Below are 18,174 nucleotides of genomic sequence, written 5' to 3'. Positions count from 1 at the left end.
GTGGCGCGGGTTGGAGGCCCGCCTTTTCTTGTTCGTTATGGTGGTTCTGGTGCGTTATTGTGGCCTGTTTTGGCGTGCCCGGTCAGGCACCCGGGGACTGGCCATCTCCCCAGAGCCAGTGACAGATGGCGAGGGCCGCCACCGGCGCGGTTTCAGTACGCAGGACCCTCGGGCCGAGCGCGGCGGGCAGGAAGCCGGCGTCTTCGGCCCGGGCAATTTCCTCGGCGCTGAGGCCGCCTTCCGGACCCACCAGCAAGGCCATCCGCTGCGGCGTATCGAGCCCGTCCAGGGACTTTTCGGTACGATGGTGCAGCACCAGGCGCAGGTCGTCCTCGACGGTCTGGCGGAACCAGTCGTCGAGATTCGCCACCGGCTCGATGGTCGGTACCCGTGCCCGGCCGCATTGCTCGGCGGCGCTGATCGCCACCTGCTGCCAGTGGCGCAGGCGTTTGTCCTCGCGGTCGCCCTTGAGTTTCACCTCGCAGCGTTCGCTGACCAGCGGGGTAATGCGGGCCACGCCCATTTCCACACTTTTCTGGATAGCGAAGTCCATGCGATCCCCCCGCGACAACACCTGGCCCAGGTGCACCTGCAGCGGCGACTCGCTGGCATTGGTCACCGGCTCGCCCAGTCGCGCCCGGACGTGCTTTTTGCCCACGTCCGTCAGGATTGCAGGATAGTCCCGACCGTCGCCGTTGAACAGTTCGATCGACTGCTCCGGCTGCATGCGCAGTACCCGGCCCACGTGGTTGGCGGCGTGATCGTCGAGCTCAATGTCCGCGCCGGCGGTCAGGGCCGCCGGGGTGTAGATCCTGGGTATGCGCATGGTGGTGTCCGGTCGGTCAGTCGCGCACCGCGATCTCGATGCCTTCGGTGGCGACCTGGGCCAGATGCCGGATCTGCTCCTCGGTAATGATGTATGGCGGCATAAAGTAGACCACGTTGCCCAGCGGCCGCAACAGGGCCTGGCGGGTGAGCGAGTGGCGGTAGACCCGGATGCCGCGTCGTTCCTGCCAGGGGAAGGGCGTCTTGCTGGCCTTGTCCTTGACCATCTCGATGCCCAGGGTCATGCCGTGCTGGCGGATATCGCCGACGTTGGGGTGGTCGGCCAGGTGCGCCACCGACTCGCCCATGCACCGGGCCAGGCGCTGGTTGTTCTCGATCACGTGGTCGTCGCGGAAGATGTCCAGTGTGGCCAGGGCCACCGCGCATCCGATGGGGTTGCCGGTGTAGCTGTGGGAGTGCAGGAAGGCCCGCATGGTCTCGTAGTCGTCGTAGAAGGCGTCGTAGACGTTGTCGGTGGTGAGCACGACGGACAGCGGCAGGTAGCCGGCGGTGAGGCCCTTGGACAGGCACATGAAGTCCGGGGTGATGCCGGACTGCTCGCAGGCGAACATCGTTCCGGTGCGGCCGAAGCCCACGGCGATCTCGTCGGCGATCAGGTGCACGCCGTACTTGTCACAGGCTTCGCGCAGTTTCTTGTGGTAGATGGCGTGGTGCATGCGCATGCCGCCGGCGCACTGGATCAGCGGCTCGACCACCACTGCGCAGATTTCCTCGTGCTGCTCGGCGAGGATCCGGTCCATCGCCTCGAACTGGCGCAGGGCGTAATCTTCCCAGCTTTCGCCCGGCTCGCGGTTGAAGGCGTCCGGAGAGGGCGCGGTGATCACTTCCATCAGCAGTGGCTCGTAGGTGTCCTTGTACAGGGACACGTCGCCGAGGGCCAGGGCGCCCAGGGTTTCGCCGTGGTAGCTGTTGCCCAGGTTGACGAAGTTCTTCTTGCCCGGTTTGCCGTGGTTGCGCCAGTAGTGATAGCTCATCTTCAGCGCCGCTTCGATGGCGGAGGAGCCATTGTCGGCGTAGAAGCACTTGTTCAGCCCTTCCGGGGTGACTTCGATCAGGCGCTCGGACAGGCGAACCACCGGCTCGTGGCTGAACCCGGCCAGGATGACGTGTTCGAGCTGTTCGGTCTGCTCGCGGATGGCGGCGTTGATGCGCGGGTTGGCGTGGCCGAACAGGTTGACCCACCAGGAGCTGACCGCGTCGATGTAGCGGTTCTCTTCAAAGTCCTCCAGCCAGACCCCTTCGCCGCGCTTGATCGGGATCAGCGGCAGGCTTTCGTGGTCTTTCATCTGGGTGCAGGGGTGCCAGACGGATTTCAGGTCCCGCTTGACGAGATCGGCGTTGCGCATGGTGTTCTCCTCTGTCAGCCGGGCTCCGTAGCACCCGGACCATCAACCATATCAGGGCGCCATCATACTGGCCGGGATGGGGTACGCGCCAGAGGTTAACCAAAAAGGATGAGTTGGTTAACAGCATGACCCTGTTGCCCAGGGGCGCCTCGACGGCGGCCAATGCCGAAAGCTCTGGATGCGGCGATGATGTCGAAAAACACCAACAACAAGGGAGGCACAGCATGAAGTTTGATGTGGTGCATCCGTACGAGGCTCGTCTCGATACGGTATTGGACGCATTTTTCGACGAGAATCACATTCGGGCCAAGAATGAACGTCTGGGCCATCGCAATGTGGCGGTGCGCGAGAACCAACGCGACGACAGCGCTGGCAAGCTGGTGTTGGAGCGGGAGATGACCACGTCGGTGAAGGTGCCGGGGGCGTTGTCGGCGTTTCATCGGGAATGGAATGCGGTGCGCCAGGAAGAGCACTGGTTCCGCAAGGATGCGACCGAGTGGCACTGTGAGTTCCGGGTCCGCATCGACGGGGTGCCGGCGAAGATTCACGGCAACATGCAGCTCAAGGGCAACGGCGGGGTGAGCGCCAATCACGTGTCTCTCGATGTGTACTGCGACGTGCCGTTCCTGGGCAAGAAAATCGCCCAGTTCCTGGTGGACGACATGCGCTACAAGCTGGAGCAGGAATACGACGCTACGCGCGGCTTATTGCGCTGAGCGTTGAGGCGAGGGAGTCCCATGTAGCCGGAGCTTCAGCTTCGGAGGCGCCGTCAGGGGGCCCGTCTTTTTGATGAGTTTTGAACGCCTGCCGGAAGCGGCTGGCGGCTGGACGGAAGCGTGGGGAGGTATCGGCAGGCCTTTGGCCTGCTCCGAAGCTGAGGCTTCGGCTACGTGGGGGGCATCGTCGGGGGAACCATCGTCGACGTGACGGTGGCCGCCAGACGAAAAAGGGAGCCCGACGGCTCCCTTTTTTGATGCGGCTCGAAGCAACGGATCAGTGCTTGAGGACCCGCGACAGGAACGACTGGGTCCGCTCGTTCTGCGGGTTGTCGAACACGTCCTGGGGCTTGCCTTCCTCGACGATCTGGCCGCCGTGGATGTAGATGACGCGGTCCGCCACTTCCCGGGCAAAGCCCATTTCATGGGTCACGACCATCATGGTCATCCCTTCCTTGGCCAGTTCCCGCATGACGTCCAGCACTTCGCCGATCATCTCCGGGTCCAGTGCCGAGGTCGGTTCGTCGAACAGCATCAGGCGCGGCTCCATGGCCAGCGCCCGGGCAATCGCCACACGTTGTTGCTGGCCGCCGGACAGCTGGGTTGGGTATTTCTCCGCCTGGTTGGCGATGCCCACCCGGTCCAGCAGCTTCATGGCGGTGGCCTCGGCGGCGCGCTTGTTGGTCTCCTTGACCTTCATCGGTGCCAGCATGATGTTCTGTTTCACCGTCAGGTGCGGGAACAGATTGAACTGCTGGAACACCATGCCCACTTCCTTGCGGATCGCGGCCAGGGATTTCTGGTTGCCGCCTTTCGGGGCCAGCGGTTGCTGGTCGACCACCAGCTCGCCGGATTCGTACTCCTCCAGTCCGTTGACGCAACGGATCAGGGTGGACTTGCCGGAGCCGCTGGCGCCGATAACGACCACGACTTCCCCCGGTTGCACCTCCAGATCAATGTCCTTGAGGACATGGTGCGAGCCGAAGAACTTGTTCAGGCGCTGCATGCGCACGATCTTTTCCATGGTCAGCCTCCGTCAGGTCGATGCCAGTCCGCGCCGCTCCGCAAGACGAAGCAGGAACGAGAGCGTCAGGGTGATGGCGAGATAGAGCAGGGCCACCATGAAGTACACCTCGAATGCGGTGAAGGTGGTGGCGATGTAGATCTGGCCCTGACGGACCAGCTCGCCCACGCCGATGACGGAGAACAGGGACGTGTCCTTGATGCTGACGATGGCCTGGTTACCCAGCGGCGGAATCATCCGGCGCAGGGCCTGGGGCCAGACGACCGACCAGAAGGTCTGCGAGCGGGACAGCCCCAGGGACAGGCCGGCTTCGCTCTGGCCCTTGTCGATGGACTGGACGCCGCCGCGCACGACTTCCGAAATGTAGGCGCCGGAGTTGAGCGCGATGGCGGCGATGCCTGCGGTCAGCGCGTTGATCGGGCCGCCGACGATGTCCGGCAGACCGTAGAAGATGAACAGGACCTGCACCAGGATAGGCGTGCCCCGGAAGATTTCGATGTAGGCGGTGGCGGGCCAGCGTAGCAGGCGATTGCGGCTGATACTGGCCAGACCCATGACAATCCCGATGGCGAAGCCGATCAGCAGGCCGCCAAAGGAAATGAGCAGGGTGTAGGGAATGCCTTTTAACAGATAGGGCACCGAGCCAATGGCGGCGCTCCAATCGAATTGAAAGCCGGATTCCACGATGATTTTCTCCAGTGCTTAAACAAAAAAACGCAGGGCACCTCGCGATACCCTGCGCCTGGTCGTGGGATTTACATGTCTTCCGGCATCGGGCCGAACCACTTCTCGTAAATCTCTTTGTAGGTGCCGTCCTCTTTCATGGCGGCCAGGGCGTCATTGACTTCGTCGAGCCACTCGCTGCCGCTCTTCAGGGCGATACCGTACTGCTGGCCTTCGTACAGTGGGCCGACGGTGGTGACGCGGTTCTTGCCTTTGGTGCGGGCGAAGTAGCCGACGTTCGGCGCGTCGTAGAAGACCGCGTCCACGCTGCCGGACATCAGGGCCATGTACATGTCGGCACTGCCCGGATACGGGGTAACGCCGTCATCGTCCTCGATGTTCTTGGTCAGGTAGTCGTAGCTGGTGCTGCCGATCTTGGTGCCGACCTTCTTGCCTTCCAGGTCGTCGACGGTCTTGATGGAGTCGTCGCTGCTCTTGACCAGCAGACGCAGGCCGGAGTCGTAGTACGGGTCGGAGAAGTCGACGATCTTTTCACGCTCTTCGGTGATGGTGATGCCGGCCAGGGCAATGTCGACGTTACCGGTTTGCAGGGCCGGGATAATACCGTTGAAGTCCATGGTGTTCAGCTCGTAGTCGAAGCCGGCGCGCTTGGCGACTTCGGCGAGGATGTCCATATCGAAACCGACCATCTCGCCGGATTCCTGGTCCATCATCTCAAAGGGTACGAAGCTCGGGTCGGTGACGGCCCGCAGGGTCTCTGCGCTGACCATTGTTGAGCCCAGGGTCAGGGCGACGGTTGCACTCACGGTCTTCAGCCATTTGGTGCTCATAGATCCTCCTGGTTTCTTTTTTTGAATGTCCGATCCTGCTTGTGGCAACGGCATCACGAGACCGCAAGTCCCATGATGGACGGGGATTTCTCCCGATCGAACTAGTTTAGACCATGAGGGGAAGTCGCATTAAAAGTCAATTTTGACGCTTTAGACAAAGGTCTAATGGCTAAGGAATCTGGCAAGGAAATTGCCCGGAGAAATGGATTCGTCCGGGCGAAAGGTGCTGGGTCGGGTCAGTCACTCAGAACGCGATCTTGTCGCGATCCGCCAGGCCCAGGTTGTTCCAGATGTTCACGCTGGCGGTGGCCTGGTTCAGTGTATAGAAGTGCAGGCCAGGCGCGCCGGCGTCGAGCAGCTTCTCGCACATGCGGGTAACGACTTCCTCGCCGAACTGGCGGATGCTGTCGCTGTCGTCGCCATAGGCTTCCAGCTGCTTGCGGATCCAGCGCGGGATTTCCGCGCCGCACATCTCCGAGAAACGCGCCAGGTTGGAGAAGTTGACGATGGGCATGATGCCCGGCACCACCGGAATGGTGATCCCCATCTTCTCCAGGCGGTCGATGAAGTAGAAATAGCTGTCGGCGTTGAAGAAGTACTGGGTGATGGCGCTGTTGGCACCGGCCTCCACCTTGCGTGCGAAGTTCTTCAGGTCATCCTCGGCGCTGGGGGCTTGCGGATGGAACTCCGGGTAGGCCGCCACTTCGATGTTGAAGGTGTCGCCCGTGTGCTCGCGGATGAAACTCACCAGCTCGTTGGCGTAACGCAGTTCGCCAGCCGCGCCCATGCCTGAGGGCAGGTCGCCGCGCAGGGCCACGATGCGGTTGACGCCGTTTTCCTTGTACAGGTCCAGCAGCTCGGCAATGCTCTCCCGGGTGCCGCCCACGCAGGACAGGTGCGGCGCGGTGGAGATGCCCTGTTTGTGCAGGCTCAGCACGGTGTCGATGGTGCGGTCGCGGGTGGAGCCGCCGGCACCGAAGGTCACGGAGAAGAAGTCCGGGTTCACTTCAGCCAGCTGGTTGCGGACCGTCTGCAGCTTTTCCTTGCCCTGGTCGGTCTTGGGTGGGAAAAACTCGAAGCTGAAGCGTCGTTTGAATTGTTTCTGGGATTCCATGGTTCTGCTCTGTTGCTGACGACACCGCCCTTGCGAGACAGGCGGTGCCGTACTTCAGGGTCAGGCGGCGCCGTATGGACGCCGCCCCCGTCAGGGCCTCAGTACTTGTAGCTTTCCGGCTTGAACGGGCCTTCCACATCGACGCCGATGTACTTGGCCTGGTCCGGTGTCAGCTTGGTGATGGTGCCGCCGAAGCCTTCCACCATGGCGCGGGCCACTTCCTCGTCCAGCTGCTTGGGCAGGACCTGGACGTAGACGCCCTTGGCGCGGGCGTCTTCCGGCAGGTCGGCGAAGCGACGCTCGAACAGATACATCTGCGCCAGCACCTGGTTGGCGAAAGAGCCGTCCATGATGCGCGACGGGTGACCAGTGGCGTTGCCCAGGTTCACCAGACGGCCCTCGGACAGCAGGATCAGGTAGTCGCCGGCGGCCTTGTCGCGGTGGATCAGGTGCACCTGCGGCTTGATCTCTTCCCATTCCCACTGCTTGCGCATGAAGGCGGTGTCGATTTCGTTGTCGAAGTGGCCGATATTGCAGACCACCGCGCCGGCCTTGAGGGCCTTGAGCATGTTGGCGTCGCACACGTTGACGTTACCGGTGGTGGTCACCAGCAGGTCGGTGTTGCCCAGCAGCTCGGCGTTGACGCCGGCTTCAGTGCCGGTGTTGACGCCGCCGTTGAACGGGGACACCACTTCGAAGCCATCCATGCAGGCCTGCATCGCGCAGATCGGATCCGCCTCGGTGACTTTCACGATCATGCCTTCCTGACGCAGGGACGCCGCCGACCCCTTGCCCACATCACCGTAGCCGATAACCAGCGCCTTCTTGCCGGACAGCAGGTGGTCGGTGGCGCGCTTGATGGCGTCGTTCAGGCTGTGACGACAACCGTACTTGTTGTCGTTCTTGGATTTGGTGATGGAGTCGTTGACGTTGATCGCCGGGACTTTCAGGGTGCCTTCGCGCAGCATTTCCTGCAGGCGGTGCACGCCGGTGGTGGTTTCCTCGGTGACGCCGTGGCAGTTGGCCAGGATTTCCGGGAACTTGTCGTGCAGCAGGGCGGTCAGGTCGCCGCCGTCGTCCAGCACCATGTTCGGCTCCCAGCCGTCCACGTCGGCGCCGACGGTGCGCTCCAGGCACCAGTCGTACTCTTCGTCGGTCTCACCCTTCCAGGCGAAGACCGGCACGCCCTGGTCGGCGATGGCCGCGGCGGCGTGATCCTGGGTGGAGAAGATGTTGCACGAGGACCAGCGGACTTCGGCGCCCAGCTCCACCAGTGTCTCGATCAGCACGGCGGTCTGGATGGTCATGTGGATACAGCCCATGATTTTGGCGCCCTTGAGCGGCTGTTCGCTCTTGTACTTGTGGCGCAGGGCCATCAGCGCGGGCATTTCGCTCTCGGCGATCATGATTTCCTTGCGGCCCCAGTCGGCCAGGGAAATGTCGCGAACCTTGTAGTCCGCTGCGCTGCTAAATTGTTCGGCCGGTGTGCTCATTGTCTGTGCTCCTGGTTCGGTTTGCGTTGCCGCGCCATTGGCCGCAACGCGAGGATTCAGTATTTGCTCCCCTCTCCCGCAAGGGGCGAGGGGCTTTAACAGGGTGTGGCTAAAGCGCAGGGAATCAGATGCCCGCGTCATCCTTCAGCGCCGCTGCCCTGTCCGTCTTCTCCCACGGGAAGGCGGTGAAGGTCTTGCCGCCGACGGTCATCTCGAACGGATCGCGGCCGAAGTGGCCGTAGGCCGCGGTGGCGCGGTACATCGGATGCTGCAGGTCGAGCATGCGCGTGATGGCATACGGGCGCAGGTCGAAGTGCTGGCGCACCAGCTGGATGATCTTGTCGTCGGCGATCTTGCCGGTGCCGAACGTGTTCACCGAGATGGACGTCGGCTCGGCCACGCCGATGGCGTAGGACACCTGAACCTCGCAACGCTGGGCCAGGCCGGCGGCGACGATGTTCTTGGCGACGTAGCGGCCGGCGTAGGCGGCGGAGCGGTCGACCTTGGAAGGGTCCTTGCCGGAGAAGGCACCGCCGCCGTGGCGGGCCATACCGCCGTAGGTGTCGACGATGATCTTGCGGCCGGTCAGGCCGCAGTCACCCACCGGGCCGCCGATCACGAACTTGCCGGTCGGGTTGATGTGGAACTTGGTGTGCTCGTCCAGCAGCTCGGCCGGAATGACGTTCTTGACGATCAGCTCCATGACGGCTTCTTTCAGGTCCGCCTGGCTGACGTTGGGATCGTGCTGGGTGGACAGGACGATGGCGTCGATGCCGGTGACACGGCCGTTCTCGTAGCGGCAGGTGACCTGGCTCTTGGCGTCCGGGCGCAGCCACGGCAGCAGGCCGTTCTTGCGCGCTTCCGCCTGGCGCTCCACCAGGCGGTGGGCGTAGCAGATCGGCGCCGGCATCAGTACGTCGGTCTCGTCGCTGGCGTAGCCGAACATCAGGCCCTGGTCGCCGGCGCCCTGGTCTTCCGGCTTCTGGCGGTCCACGCCCTGGGCGATGTCGACGGACTGCTTGCCGATGATGTTGATCACACCGCAGGTGTCGCCGTCGAAGCCGACGTCGGAGGAGGTGTAACCAATATCCTTGATCACCGAGCGCACCAGGTCTTCCAGATCGACCCAGGCGGAGGTGGTGATTTCGCCGCCGACGATCGCCACACCGGTCTTGACCATGGTTTCGCACGCCACGCGGGCATTGGGGTCCTCGGTCAGGATGGTGTCGAGTACGGCATCGGAAATCTGGTCGGCCAGTTTGTCCGGATGACCTTCGGATACAGACTCGGACGTGAAGATGCTGTAGTCAGACATGCTTGCGGGTTCCTTGTTGTCAGGCGGCGTTTCAGTCGCCGCAACCGGTTAATGGGTCAGTGTTGATGATCGTTCGGAATCCCCGTCGGGGCTTCGCTCATGAGTGTTTCCAGAATTCACGGACCTGGACCTGGAAACCGTTACGTAAACCGATAAAAAGCGTCTCACCGGTGCTCAGGCCGGCGTCTTCCGCCCAGGCGGTCAGTTCTTCCGGCTCGAAGCCCAGCCAGAGGTCGCCGCAGTTGGCCTTCGCCCAGTTCTGGTCGTGGCTGCACAGGTCGCTGATGATCAGGCAGCCGCCGTCGCGCATCAGCGCCGCCGCATCCTCGAAAATATCCGCCGGGTTGGGCACGTGGTGCAGCACCATATTGGCCACCACCAGTTGGAAGCGCCCGGCGTGGCTGCCCCGGATCAGGTCGGTGGTGCCTTCGATCAACTCGACGTTGTCCAGGCCGGCCTCGCCGCACGCGACCTTTGCCCGGGACAGCATGTCGCGGGAGTTGTCCACCGCCACCACCTGCCGGCTCGAGCGGCTCAGTTCCGCCAGAAAGGCGCCTTCGCCGGGGCCGATTTCCAGGCTGTCCCGCCCACTCAGTTGGGCCGCCTTCTGACGCACCAGTTCCGCGACCGGCTCGGCGTAGTGCTCGAACGCGGCGATCAGTTCCTGTTGTTCGCGGAACTGCTCCGCATGGCGCGCGAAGAACGCCTGGGACTGGTCGGCCCGCTGGTCACGCACTTCGCGGATGCGCGCGTTCAGGTGATCCGGCAGGGCCACCTGGTCCACCAGCGCAAACACCTGGCGCACGGCCTGATCGGTCAGTTCCTGGCTGCGGGCGCGCAGCGGGCGACGGTAGAAAATGGCATTGCCTTCGCGCTGGGGCTCAAGCAGGCCAGCCTTGGCCAGCACCTTCAGGTGGTGGCTCATGCCCGACTGGCGAACCCCGAAAATCTGGCTCAGCTCCATCACGCCGAAGGTGTCCCGCTGCAGCACGCGCAGAATTTCCAGGCGCAGCGGATCGCCGCTGGCCTTGAAGACCGGCGCCAGTTGATCCAGTGACGGCGACAGTTCGGAGTCGATGGAGGCAATACTGTTCATGGGATGCAAGTGTAGGAAGGCTTCGGCGAGGAATCAATATCTATATCAAAAAACTTTGATATAGGTTGGTTGGATCGGGGGCGGGCGCCGGCAATACGCCTGAAAGGCATAACCGGACGGGTTTTATCGCGCATCGGTTTAAGCGACAGGTCGTGCGGCTGCTAGATTAATGGGCGTGCGGGGCGTGTTCGAGTACATGCCGCTCAGATATACCTACGATGATTCACCGCTACACGGAATGCAGCGGGTTTGCCGACAGGAGGTCTGGTGCCTGCATCCATCCTCAGTTCCCTGACATCTCTGAGAATCGCCACGAGTGCCTGCGGGGTCGTTGCGCTGCTGGTCGTTTGTCCGGTCGCTGCGGCGGACTCTTCGCCATCGCCATCGCCATCGCCATCGCCGGACCGCGCCGGGGCGTCGATCCACATGTACTGGCCGGATAGCGAACGCGGCACTGATGAAGTCAGCGTGGGCTACGACGCTTTCTACGAACGGGATTGCAGCCGTTGGTGCGGCTACTGGCGCGTGCGGGCCTTTCACGAGGTGCTGGAGACGACCGATCGCGTGGTGTCCGATTTCTATCGCCGGGGGCTCGGCGGCGACCTGGGCCATGACTGGGCGCTGGGTCACGACGTCCGCGGTGGCGTGTTTGCCGGCCTGGGCTGGGTGAATAACGACGTAGTGCCCGACGCCGACGACAGCAACGACTGGTTCGGCTCCCTGGGGCTACAGGCCACCTCGCCCTGGCTGGGGGGCACCCGGTTGCGGGTGCGCGGCAGTCTGCGCGCCAATTACGACCACTACCAGGGCGGCGTGTTGGACTGGCAGGCCGGCTTAAGCGTGATGCTGCCTCTACGGTAGCTGTTTTTCGGGAAAGGAGTAGCAACGGCAAGGCGCAGGGAGGACGCGGATGCGAACCCGAACGTCATGGAAGGCCGCATGGGTACTGGGCGCGATGGTCTTGCTGGCCGGCTGCCTGGCAGAAGGAGAGGACCAGGATGCCGACGGCGTGCCCGGGCCCGACGATAACTGTTCGGCGATGGTCAACCCGGATCAGGCGGATATGGATGGGGACGGCATCGGCGATGCCTGCGATGCCGACCGCGACGGCGACCAGGTGCGTGACAGCGTCGACAACTGCCCGGATCTGGCCAACGCCCAACAGACCGACCTCGACGGCGACCGCATCGGCGACGCCTGCGATCCGTTGATCGACTCCGATGGCGACGGCGTGGCCGATGCCGCCGACAATTGCCCGGTCACCGCTAACAGCGACCAACAGGATTCCGATGGCGACGGTGCCGGCGATGCCTGCGATTCCGGGCGGGACCTGGACGCCGATGGCATCGACGACAGCGTGGACAATTGCCTGACCGTCAGCAACCCGGACCAGGCGGACCGGGACGGCGACGCCCTGGGCGATGCCTGCGATGCCGATCACGACAACGACGGGATCGACGACGGTGTCGACAATTGCCCGCTGATGTCGAATTCGGATCAGGTGGACCACGACGGCGACGGTCTGGGCGACGTGTGCGACGACGATCTGGATGGGGACGCCGTCGATAACGACGTGGACAACTGCCCGCGCCTGGCGAACGGCGACCAGCGGGACGACGATCTGGACGGTGTTGGAGACGCGTGCGACCTGTCCGTGGACAGCGACGGAGACGGCATCGCCAACGGCGTCGATAATTGTCCGCTCGATGCCAATGCTTTTCAGGAGGACGAGGACCTCGACGGCATTGGCGACGCCTGCGACCCGGACAGGGATAACGACGGCGTTTTCGACGATGTCGACAACTGCCCGCACGATCCCAACGACGACCAGCTCGATAGCGACGCCAACGGCATCGGCGACGTCTGCGAACCGCCGACGCCGGCGGACAGTGACGGCGACGCGGTGCCGGATACGCTCGACAACTGCCCGGCCCACGCCAACCCCGGCCAGTCGGATTTCGATGGCGACGATATCGGCGACGCCTGCGACGACGATGTCGACGGCGATGGGGTTCTGGACGTCGCCGACAACTGCCCCCACGTCGCCAATGCCTCGCAGGCCGATGCCGATGGCGACGGCGAGGGCGATGCTTGCGACCTGGGCCTGGACAGCGACGGCGACGGCCTGGACGACGAGGTGGATAACTGCCCATCGATAGCCAACGCGGATCAGCTCGATGCAGACGGCGACGGCCAGGGCAATGCCTGCGACAGCGATCTCGACAACGACGCCGTGCTGAACGGCGCGGACAACTGCCCGTATATCGCCAACCCGGAACAGGGGGACCTGGACCTGGACGGCGACGGTGACGCCTGCGATACCGACGCCGACGGCGATGGCGTGGACAACCTGGGCGATAACTGCCCGACGCTCAGTAATCCGTCCCAGGAAGACAGTGACGGCGATGGTCTGGGCAACGTCTGCGATGCCGAATCGGACCAGGATGGTGATGGTGTCGATGACGGCGTGGACAATTGCCCGACGGTGGACAACGCCAATCAGCACGACTGGGATAGCGACGGTGTCGGGGATGCCTGCGATTCGGACCTCGACGGCGATGGCGTCCAGAACGACGCCGATAACTGCCCGTCGTTGATCAACCCCGATCAGGCGGACCTCGACGGTGATGGCGTCGGCGACGCGTGCGACTCCGACCGGGACGGCGACGCGGTGGCCGACGGTCTCGACAACTGCCCGACCGTCGCCAACCCGTTGCAGGCGGATCTCGACGGCGATGGAATCGGCGACGCCTGCGATGACGACCGCGACGGTGACGGCATCGGTGCCGGCGATAACTGCCCGGTGGATGCCAATGCCGATCAGCTCGACTCGGATGGCGATGGCGCCGGCGATGCCTGCGACGACGACCTTGATGGGGATGGCCTCGCCAACGGGGTCGACAACTGTCCTTTGCTGGCCAACCCCGGCCAGGAGGATGACGATGGCGACGGTCATGGCGATGCCTGCGATGCGGATCGCGACGGTGATGGCGTGACCAACGGCATGGACAATTGTCCCGCGATGGCCAACGCGGGGCAGGAGGATCAGGATGGGGACCTGGTGGGCGACAGTTGCGATCCGGATCGCGATGGCGACGGCGTGGACGACGTGGGAGACAACTGCCCGGTCGACGCCAACCCGGGGCAGGGCGATGCCGATGGCGACGGCGTGGGGGACGCCTGCGACGCCAACACCGATTCCGACGGCGATGGCGTGTCCGACGGCGTCGATAACTGCCCGTCGGTGATCAACGCCGGGCAGGTGGATCTGGACGACGACGGCGTTGGTGATGCCTGCGATGCGGATGTCGATGGCGATAATGTGGCCAACGGAGCCGACAATTGTCCGGTCATGGCCAATCAGGACCAGTCCGACCTGGACGGCGACGGCCAGGGGGACGCCTGCGACGACGACCTCGACGGCGACGGCGTGAGTCAGGGCAGCGACAACTGCTCGCTGGTGGCGAATCCGGGGCAGGCGGATCTGGACGGCGACGGCCAGGGCGATGCGTGCGATACCGATGACGACGCCGACACCGTCGACGATGCCAGTGACAATTGCCCGACCGTGGCCAACATCGGGCAGGAAGATCGGGACCTGGATGGAGCGGGCGATGCCTGTGACGACGATGTCGACGGCGATGGCGTCGATGATGTCGCCGACAACTGCCCGCTGGTCGCCAACGCCTCGCAACAGGATACCGACGGCGACGGTCAGGGGGATGCCTGCGATACCGATATCGACGGCGATGCGGTGGCCAACGACAGCGACAATTGCCCGGTGGATGCCAACGCGGATCAGGCGGACCGGGATCTGGACGGTATCGGGGACGCCTGTGACCTGGTCAGCTCGGTCAGTTGCGGCCCGGATTCCCCCTTTATGCCTCTGGAAACGCCCGATGCCACCACGTCCGACGGCCTGTTCGGCTTGCTGTGCGCGCTGTGCGGCGTCTCCGACCCGGGCCTGGCAATCGACGCGGATGCGGATACGGCGGCCCGGATGACCAGTTCCGTCGGGCTGGCGGCGGGGTCCTACCTGCGCGTCAGCAGCCAGTCGCCGGCGGTCTTCAGTGCCACGCCGCCGGCGCCACGTACCCTGGGCCTGATGCTGTCGCGCCCCAATGCGCTGCTCACCCTGGACGCCCTCGGCGGCGTGGCCATTGTGACCCGACGCAACGGCGTGGAACAGGAGCGGGCGGCGGTGGGCACCCTGCTGGCTCTACAGCTGTTCAGTGTTCCGGAAAACGCCAATCGTTATTTCGTGAACTTCCAGGCCACCCAGGACTTCGACGCCGTTGAAGTCCGGTTCGGCGGCGTCGCCAACGTACTGAGCGACCTGCGTGTGCATCAGGCCTGCGTGGCTTATCCCTGAGAGATATCAGGGGCTTCGGCGCGGCGGCCCGGAGAAAGGGATGGCGGAAGCGGACGGGAGGGAAAGGATCTTGCGGATGGCATTTGCCCATTGATGTCCTAATCGGCGAAAATATGCGCCTTCTCGATTTCTGGCCGGTATTTTCGGGGGGTTCGGACCCGGAATACCGCGTGAAAGCCGTCGCCTAAATGTGGAGATACACTCGATGCCGTCCCGTAAAGATCTTGCCAATGCCATCCGCGCCCTCAGCATGGATGCCGTCCAGAAGGCCAAATCCGGTCATCCCGGTGCACCGATGGGCATGGCAGATATCGCCGAAGTGCTCTGGAACGATTACCTGAGCCACAACCCGGCGGACCCGTCCTGGCCCAACCGTGACCGGTTTATCCTGTCCAACGGCCACGGTTCCATGCTGCAGTATTCCCTGCTGCACCTGAGCGGCTACGACGTCACCATCGACGACATCAAGAACTTCCGCCAACTGCACAGCAAAACGCCGGGCCACCCGGAATTCGGCTACACGCCGGGTGTTGAGACCACCACCGGCCCGCTGGGGCAGGGTATTGCCAATGCCGTGGGCTTTGCCGTGGCCGAGAAAACCCTGGCCGCGCAGTTCAACTGTGACGGTCATGACATCGTCGACCACTACACTTACGCGTTCCTGGGCGACGGCTGCCTGATGGAAGGCATCTCCCACGAAGTCTGCTCCCTGGCCGGCACCCTGGGCCTGGGTAAGCTGATCTTCTTCTACGACGACAACGGCATTTCCATCGACGGTGAAGTGGATGGCTGGTTCACCGACGACACGCCCAAGCGCTTCGACGCCTACGGCTGGCAGGTCATCCCGGACGTGGACGGCCACAACGCCGAGGAAGTGCGTCGTGCCATCGAACAGGCGCGTGCCAACACCGAGCAGCCGACACTCATCTGCTGCAAGACCATTATCGGCTTCGGCGCACCCAACAAGCAGGGCACCGAAAGCTGCCACGGCGCGGCCCTGGGCGAGGACGAAATCGTCGCCACCCGCGAGAACCTGGGCTGGAACCATCCTGCGTTCGAGGTGCCGGACGACATCTACGCCGCCTGGGACGGTCGCGAAAAAGGCGCTGCGGCCCAGAAGACCTGGAACGAGACCTTCGCGGCCTACAAGAGCGCCCACCCGGAGCTGGCGGCGGAGTTCGAACGCCGTATCCAGGGCGAACTGCCGGCTGACTTTGCGGACAAGGCGGACGCCTACATCCGCGAATGCCAGGAAAACGGCGAAACCGTGGCCAGCCGTAAGGCATCCCAGAAGACCCTCAACGCCTTCGGCCCGATGCTGCCGGAACTGCTGGGTGGCTCCGCCGACCTGGCCGGTTCCAACCTGACCATCTGGGACGGCAGCAAGGGCATCAACAAGGACGACGCCAGCGGCAACTACCTCTATTACGGGGTGCGCGAATTCGGCATGGCGGCGATCATGAACGGCATCGCCCTGCACGGCGGTTTCGTGCCCTACGGTGCGACCTTCCTGATTTTCATGGAATACTGCCGCAACGCGGTGCGCATGGCGGCACTGATGAAGCAGCGTTCCATCTTCGTGTTCACCCATGACTCCATCGGTCTGGGCGAGGACGGCCCGACCCACCAGCCGATCGAGCAGCTCACCGCCCTGCGCAGCACGCCGAACATGCACGTGTGGCGTCCGGCGGACGCGGTGGAATCGGCCGTGGCCTGGAAATCCGCGTTGGAGCGCAACGATGGCCCGTCTTCGCTGGTGTTCTCCCGTCAGGGGCTGCCGCACCAGGATCGCAGCGAGCAGCAGCTGGCTGACGTGAGCAAGGGCGCCTACGTTCTTTCCGACAGCGACGGCCACCCGGACCTGATCCTGATCGCCACCGGCTCCGAAGTCGGCCTGGCCCAGGACGCCGCTACCCAGCTGCGCGAGCAGGGCAGCAAGGTGCGCGTCGTGTCCATGCCGTCGGCGGAAGTGTTCGAGGCCCAGGACGCCCAGTACAAGCAGACAGTGCTGCCGCTGGACGTGACCAACCGCGTGGCCGTCGAGGCGGCCTTCGAGGATTACTGGTACAAGTACGTCGGCCTGGACGGCCGCGTGGTGGGCATGAACAGCTTTGGCGAATCGGCGCCGGCCGGTGATCTGTTCAAGTTCTTCGGATTCACCGTGGACAATGTGGTCGCGGTGTCCCAGGAACTGCTCGAAAACTGAGTTCACGCTCAGCCCGATCTTCGGCCGCCGGGATGACCGGCGGCCGTCACTCCATCCGGGAGACGTTTCCGCCACATGGCATACCGTCTGGCAATCAATGGCTATGGCCGCATTGGTCAGTGCGTGCTGCGCGCGCTGTATGAAAACGGCTACCGCGACACGTTGCAGGTTGTGGCCATCAACGAGCTGTCCGATCTGGAAACCATCGCCCACCTGACCCGCTATGATTCCACCCACGGTCGTTTCCGGGGGGAAGTCACCACCACGGCCACTGGCATGCAGGTCAACGGCGATGACATCCAGGTGCTGCGTGCCAGCCAGCCGCAGGACCTGCCCTGGGCATCGCTGGACGTGGACCTGGTGCTGGAATGCACCGGTGCTTTCAGCGATCGTTCGACGGCGGAACAGCACCTGAACGCTGGCGCTCCGCGGCTGCTGTTCTCGCAGCCGGCGGAACCGGACGTGGACCGGACCGTGGTCTACGGTATCAACGAATCCGAGCTGACCGCGGACGACCGGGTCGTGTCCAACGCATCCTGCACCACCAACTGCGTGGTGCCGGTGATTCGCGAGCTGGACCGCGCCCTGGGCGTGGAGCAGGGCGCGATCACCACCATTCATGCGGCGATGAACGACCAGCCGGTCATCGACGCCTACCATCACCATGACCTGCGCCGCACCCGCAGCGCCCTGCACAATATCGTGCCGGTGGACACCGGGCTGGCGCGTGGAATTGAACGCCTGCTGCCGGCCATGAAAGGCCGCTTCAGCGCCGTGGCCATGCGCGTGCCGACGCTCAATGTGTCGGCCATCGACATGACCGTGAACGTCTCGAAAAACACCGACGTGGCGACCGTCAACCGCCTGATCCGCGACAGTGCGGAGGGGCCCCTCAAAGGCATCGTCGGCTACACCGACGAGCCCCTGGCCAGCGCCGATTTCAACCACGACCCGCGCTCGGTGATCGTGGACGGCGGCCAGACCCGGGTCAGCGGCGGTCGCATGGTGAAAGTGCTGTGCTGGTTTGATAACGAATGGGGCTTTGCCAACCGGATGCTCGACGTCAGCCAGAGCTGGCTGTCCCGGTTTGTCGATTCTCACTGAATTCCCCAAAAATGCCTTGAAACCCTTA

14 protein-coding genes and 2 pseudogenes are annotated in these 18,174 nt (G+C 63.8%); 7 read left to right on the top strand and 9 right to left on the bottom strand.

The window, feature by feature from the left end; genetic code table 11:
* Window positions 1-82: 82 nt before the first annotated feature.
* Entirely contained in the window at window positions 83-826 is a 744-nt protein-coding gene (locus GQB00_RS08295) for a 16S rRNA (uracil(1498)-N(3))-methyltransferase (protein WP_165855880.1), read from the bottom strand.
* Between the two features lie 16 nt (window positions 827-842).
* Window positions 843-2,192 (bottom strand): adenosylmethionine--8-amino-7-oxononanoate transaminase, encoded by a 1,350-nt coding sequence (locus tag GQB00_RS08290; RefSeq protein WP_111494724.1) that lies wholly within the window; start codon window positions 2,190-2,192, stop codon window positions 843-845.
* A 224-nt stretch (window positions 2,193-2,416) separates the two neighbouring features.
* On the opposite strand from GQB00_RS08290, the gene GQB00_RS08285 reads away from it, so the two are divergent.
* A complete protein-coding gene (locus tag GQB00_RS08285) occupies window positions 2,417-2,908 on the top strand; it encodes a DUF2505 domain-containing protein (RefSeq protein ID WP_165855879.1) in 492 nt (163 codons plus the stop codon).
* A 277-nt stretch (window positions 2,909-3,185) separates the two neighbouring features.
* On the opposite strand, the gene GQB00_RS08280 is transcribed toward GQB00_RS08285, so the two are convergent.
* The 7 genes from GQB00_RS08280 to GQB00_RS08250 all read right to left on the bottom strand — a co-directional run bounded on the left by GQB00_RS08280 (window position 3,186) and on the right by GQB00_RS08250 (window position 10,464).
* Entirely contained in the window at window positions 3,186-3,932 is a 747-nt protein-coding gene (locus GQB00_RS08280; protein ID WP_111494728.1) for an amino acid ABC transporter ATP-binding protein, read from the bottom strand.
* Window positions 3,933-3,944: 12 nt separating this feature from the next.
* Window positions 3,945-4,616 (bottom strand): amino acid ABC transporter permease, encoded by a 672-nt coding sequence (locus tag GQB00_RS08275; RefSeq protein WP_111494730.1) that lies wholly within the window; start codon window positions 4,614-4,616, stop codon window positions 3,945-3,947.
* A 71-nt stretch (window positions 4,617-4,687) separates the two neighbouring features.
* Window positions 4,688-5,446, bottom strand: coding sequence for a transporter substrate-binding domain-containing protein (locus tag GQB00_RS08270; protein WP_111494732.1), 759 nt, complete (start codon window positions 5,444-5,446; stop codon window positions 4,688-4,690).
* A 244-nt stretch (window positions 5,447-5,690) separates the two neighbouring features.
* A complete protein-coding gene (metF, locus tag GQB00_RS08265; RefSeq protein WP_111494734.1) occupies window positions 5,691-6,560 on the bottom strand; it encodes a methylenetetrahydrofolate reductase [NAD(P)H] in 870 nt (289 codons plus the stop codon).
* A 98-nt stretch (window positions 6,561-6,658) separates the two neighbouring features.
* Window positions 6,659-8,053 carry an adenosylhomocysteinase gene (gene ahcY, locus GQB00_RS08260; protein WP_111494736.1) on the bottom strand — a complete coding sequence of 465 codons (1,395 nt, stop codon included), beginning with the start codon at window positions 8,051-8,053 and terminating at the stop codon, window positions 6,659-6,661.
* Between the two features lie 124 nt (window positions 8,054-8,177).
* Window positions 8,178-9,368: a methionine adenosyltransferase gene (gene metK / locus GQB00_RS08255; RefSeq protein WP_111494738.1), complete on the bottom strand. Its 1,191-nt coding sequence runs from the start codon at window positions 9,366-9,368 to the stop codon at window positions 8,178-8,180.
* 97 nt (window positions 9,369-9,465) lie between these two features.
* Window positions 9,466-10,464, bottom strand: a complete 999-nt coding sequence (locus tag GQB00_RS08250; RefSeq protein WP_165855878.1) for a metalloregulator ArsR/SmtB family transcription factor — start codon at window positions 10,462-10,464, stop codon at window positions 9,466-9,468.
* Between the two features lie 267 nt (window positions 10,465-10,731).
* Between GQB00_RS08250 and GQB00_RS08245 the strand changes: the two genes are divergently transcribed.
* From GQB00_RS08245 to gap, 6 genes and pseudogenes are all read left to right on the top strand, one after another.
* Window positions 10,732-11,325, top strand: coding sequence for a hypothetical protein (locus GQB00_RS08245; RefSeq protein ID WP_165855877.1), 594 nt, complete (start codon window positions 10,732-10,734; stop codon window positions 11,323-11,325).
* Window positions 11,326-11,374: 49 nt separating this feature from the next.
* Window positions 11,375-12,955: pseudogene (locus GQB00_RS22135) on the top strand (thrombospondin type 3 repeat-containing protein); the annotation flags it as partial.
* Window positions 12,932-13,171, top strand: a pseudogene (locus GQB00_RS22130) (thrombospondin type 3 repeat-containing protein); the annotation flags it as partial. The pseudogenes GQB00_RS22135 and GQB00_RS22130, both read left to right, overlap by 24 nt.
* A gap of 6 nt (window positions 13,172-13,177) precedes the next feature.
* Window positions 13,178-14,836 (top strand): thrombospondin type 3 repeat-containing protein, encoded by a 1,659-nt coding sequence (locus GQB00_RS22125; protein WP_416234154.1) that lies wholly within the window; start codon window positions 13,178-13,180, stop codon window positions 14,834-14,836.
* Between the two features lie 205 nt (window positions 14,837-15,041).
* On the top strand, window positions 15,042-17,042 hold the full coding sequence (gene tkt / locus GQB00_RS08235) for a transketolase (protein ID WP_165855876.1): 2,001 nt from the start codon (window positions 15,042-15,044) through the stop codon (window positions 17,040-17,042).
* A 75-nt stretch (window positions 17,043-17,117) separates the two neighbouring features.
* Window positions 17,118-18,146 carry a type I glyceraldehyde-3-phosphate dehydrogenase gene (gene gap / locus GQB00_RS08230; RefSeq protein ID WP_165855875.1) on the top strand — a complete coding sequence of 343 codons (1,029 nt, stop codon included), beginning with the start codon at window positions 17,118-17,120 and terminating at the stop codon, window positions 18,144-18,146.
* Window positions 18,147-18,174: the final 28 nt, after the last annotated feature.

Source organism: Marinobacter sp. JSM 1782161 (assembly GCF_011421605.1).
Lineage (GTDB): Bacteria > Pseudomonadota > Gammaproteobacteria > Pseudomonadales > Oleiphilaceae > Marinobacter_A > Marinobacter_A bohaiensis.
The sequence above is the reverse complement of the archived record's forward strand: the minus strand, read 5'-3'. Positions and strand labels throughout refer to the sequence as shown.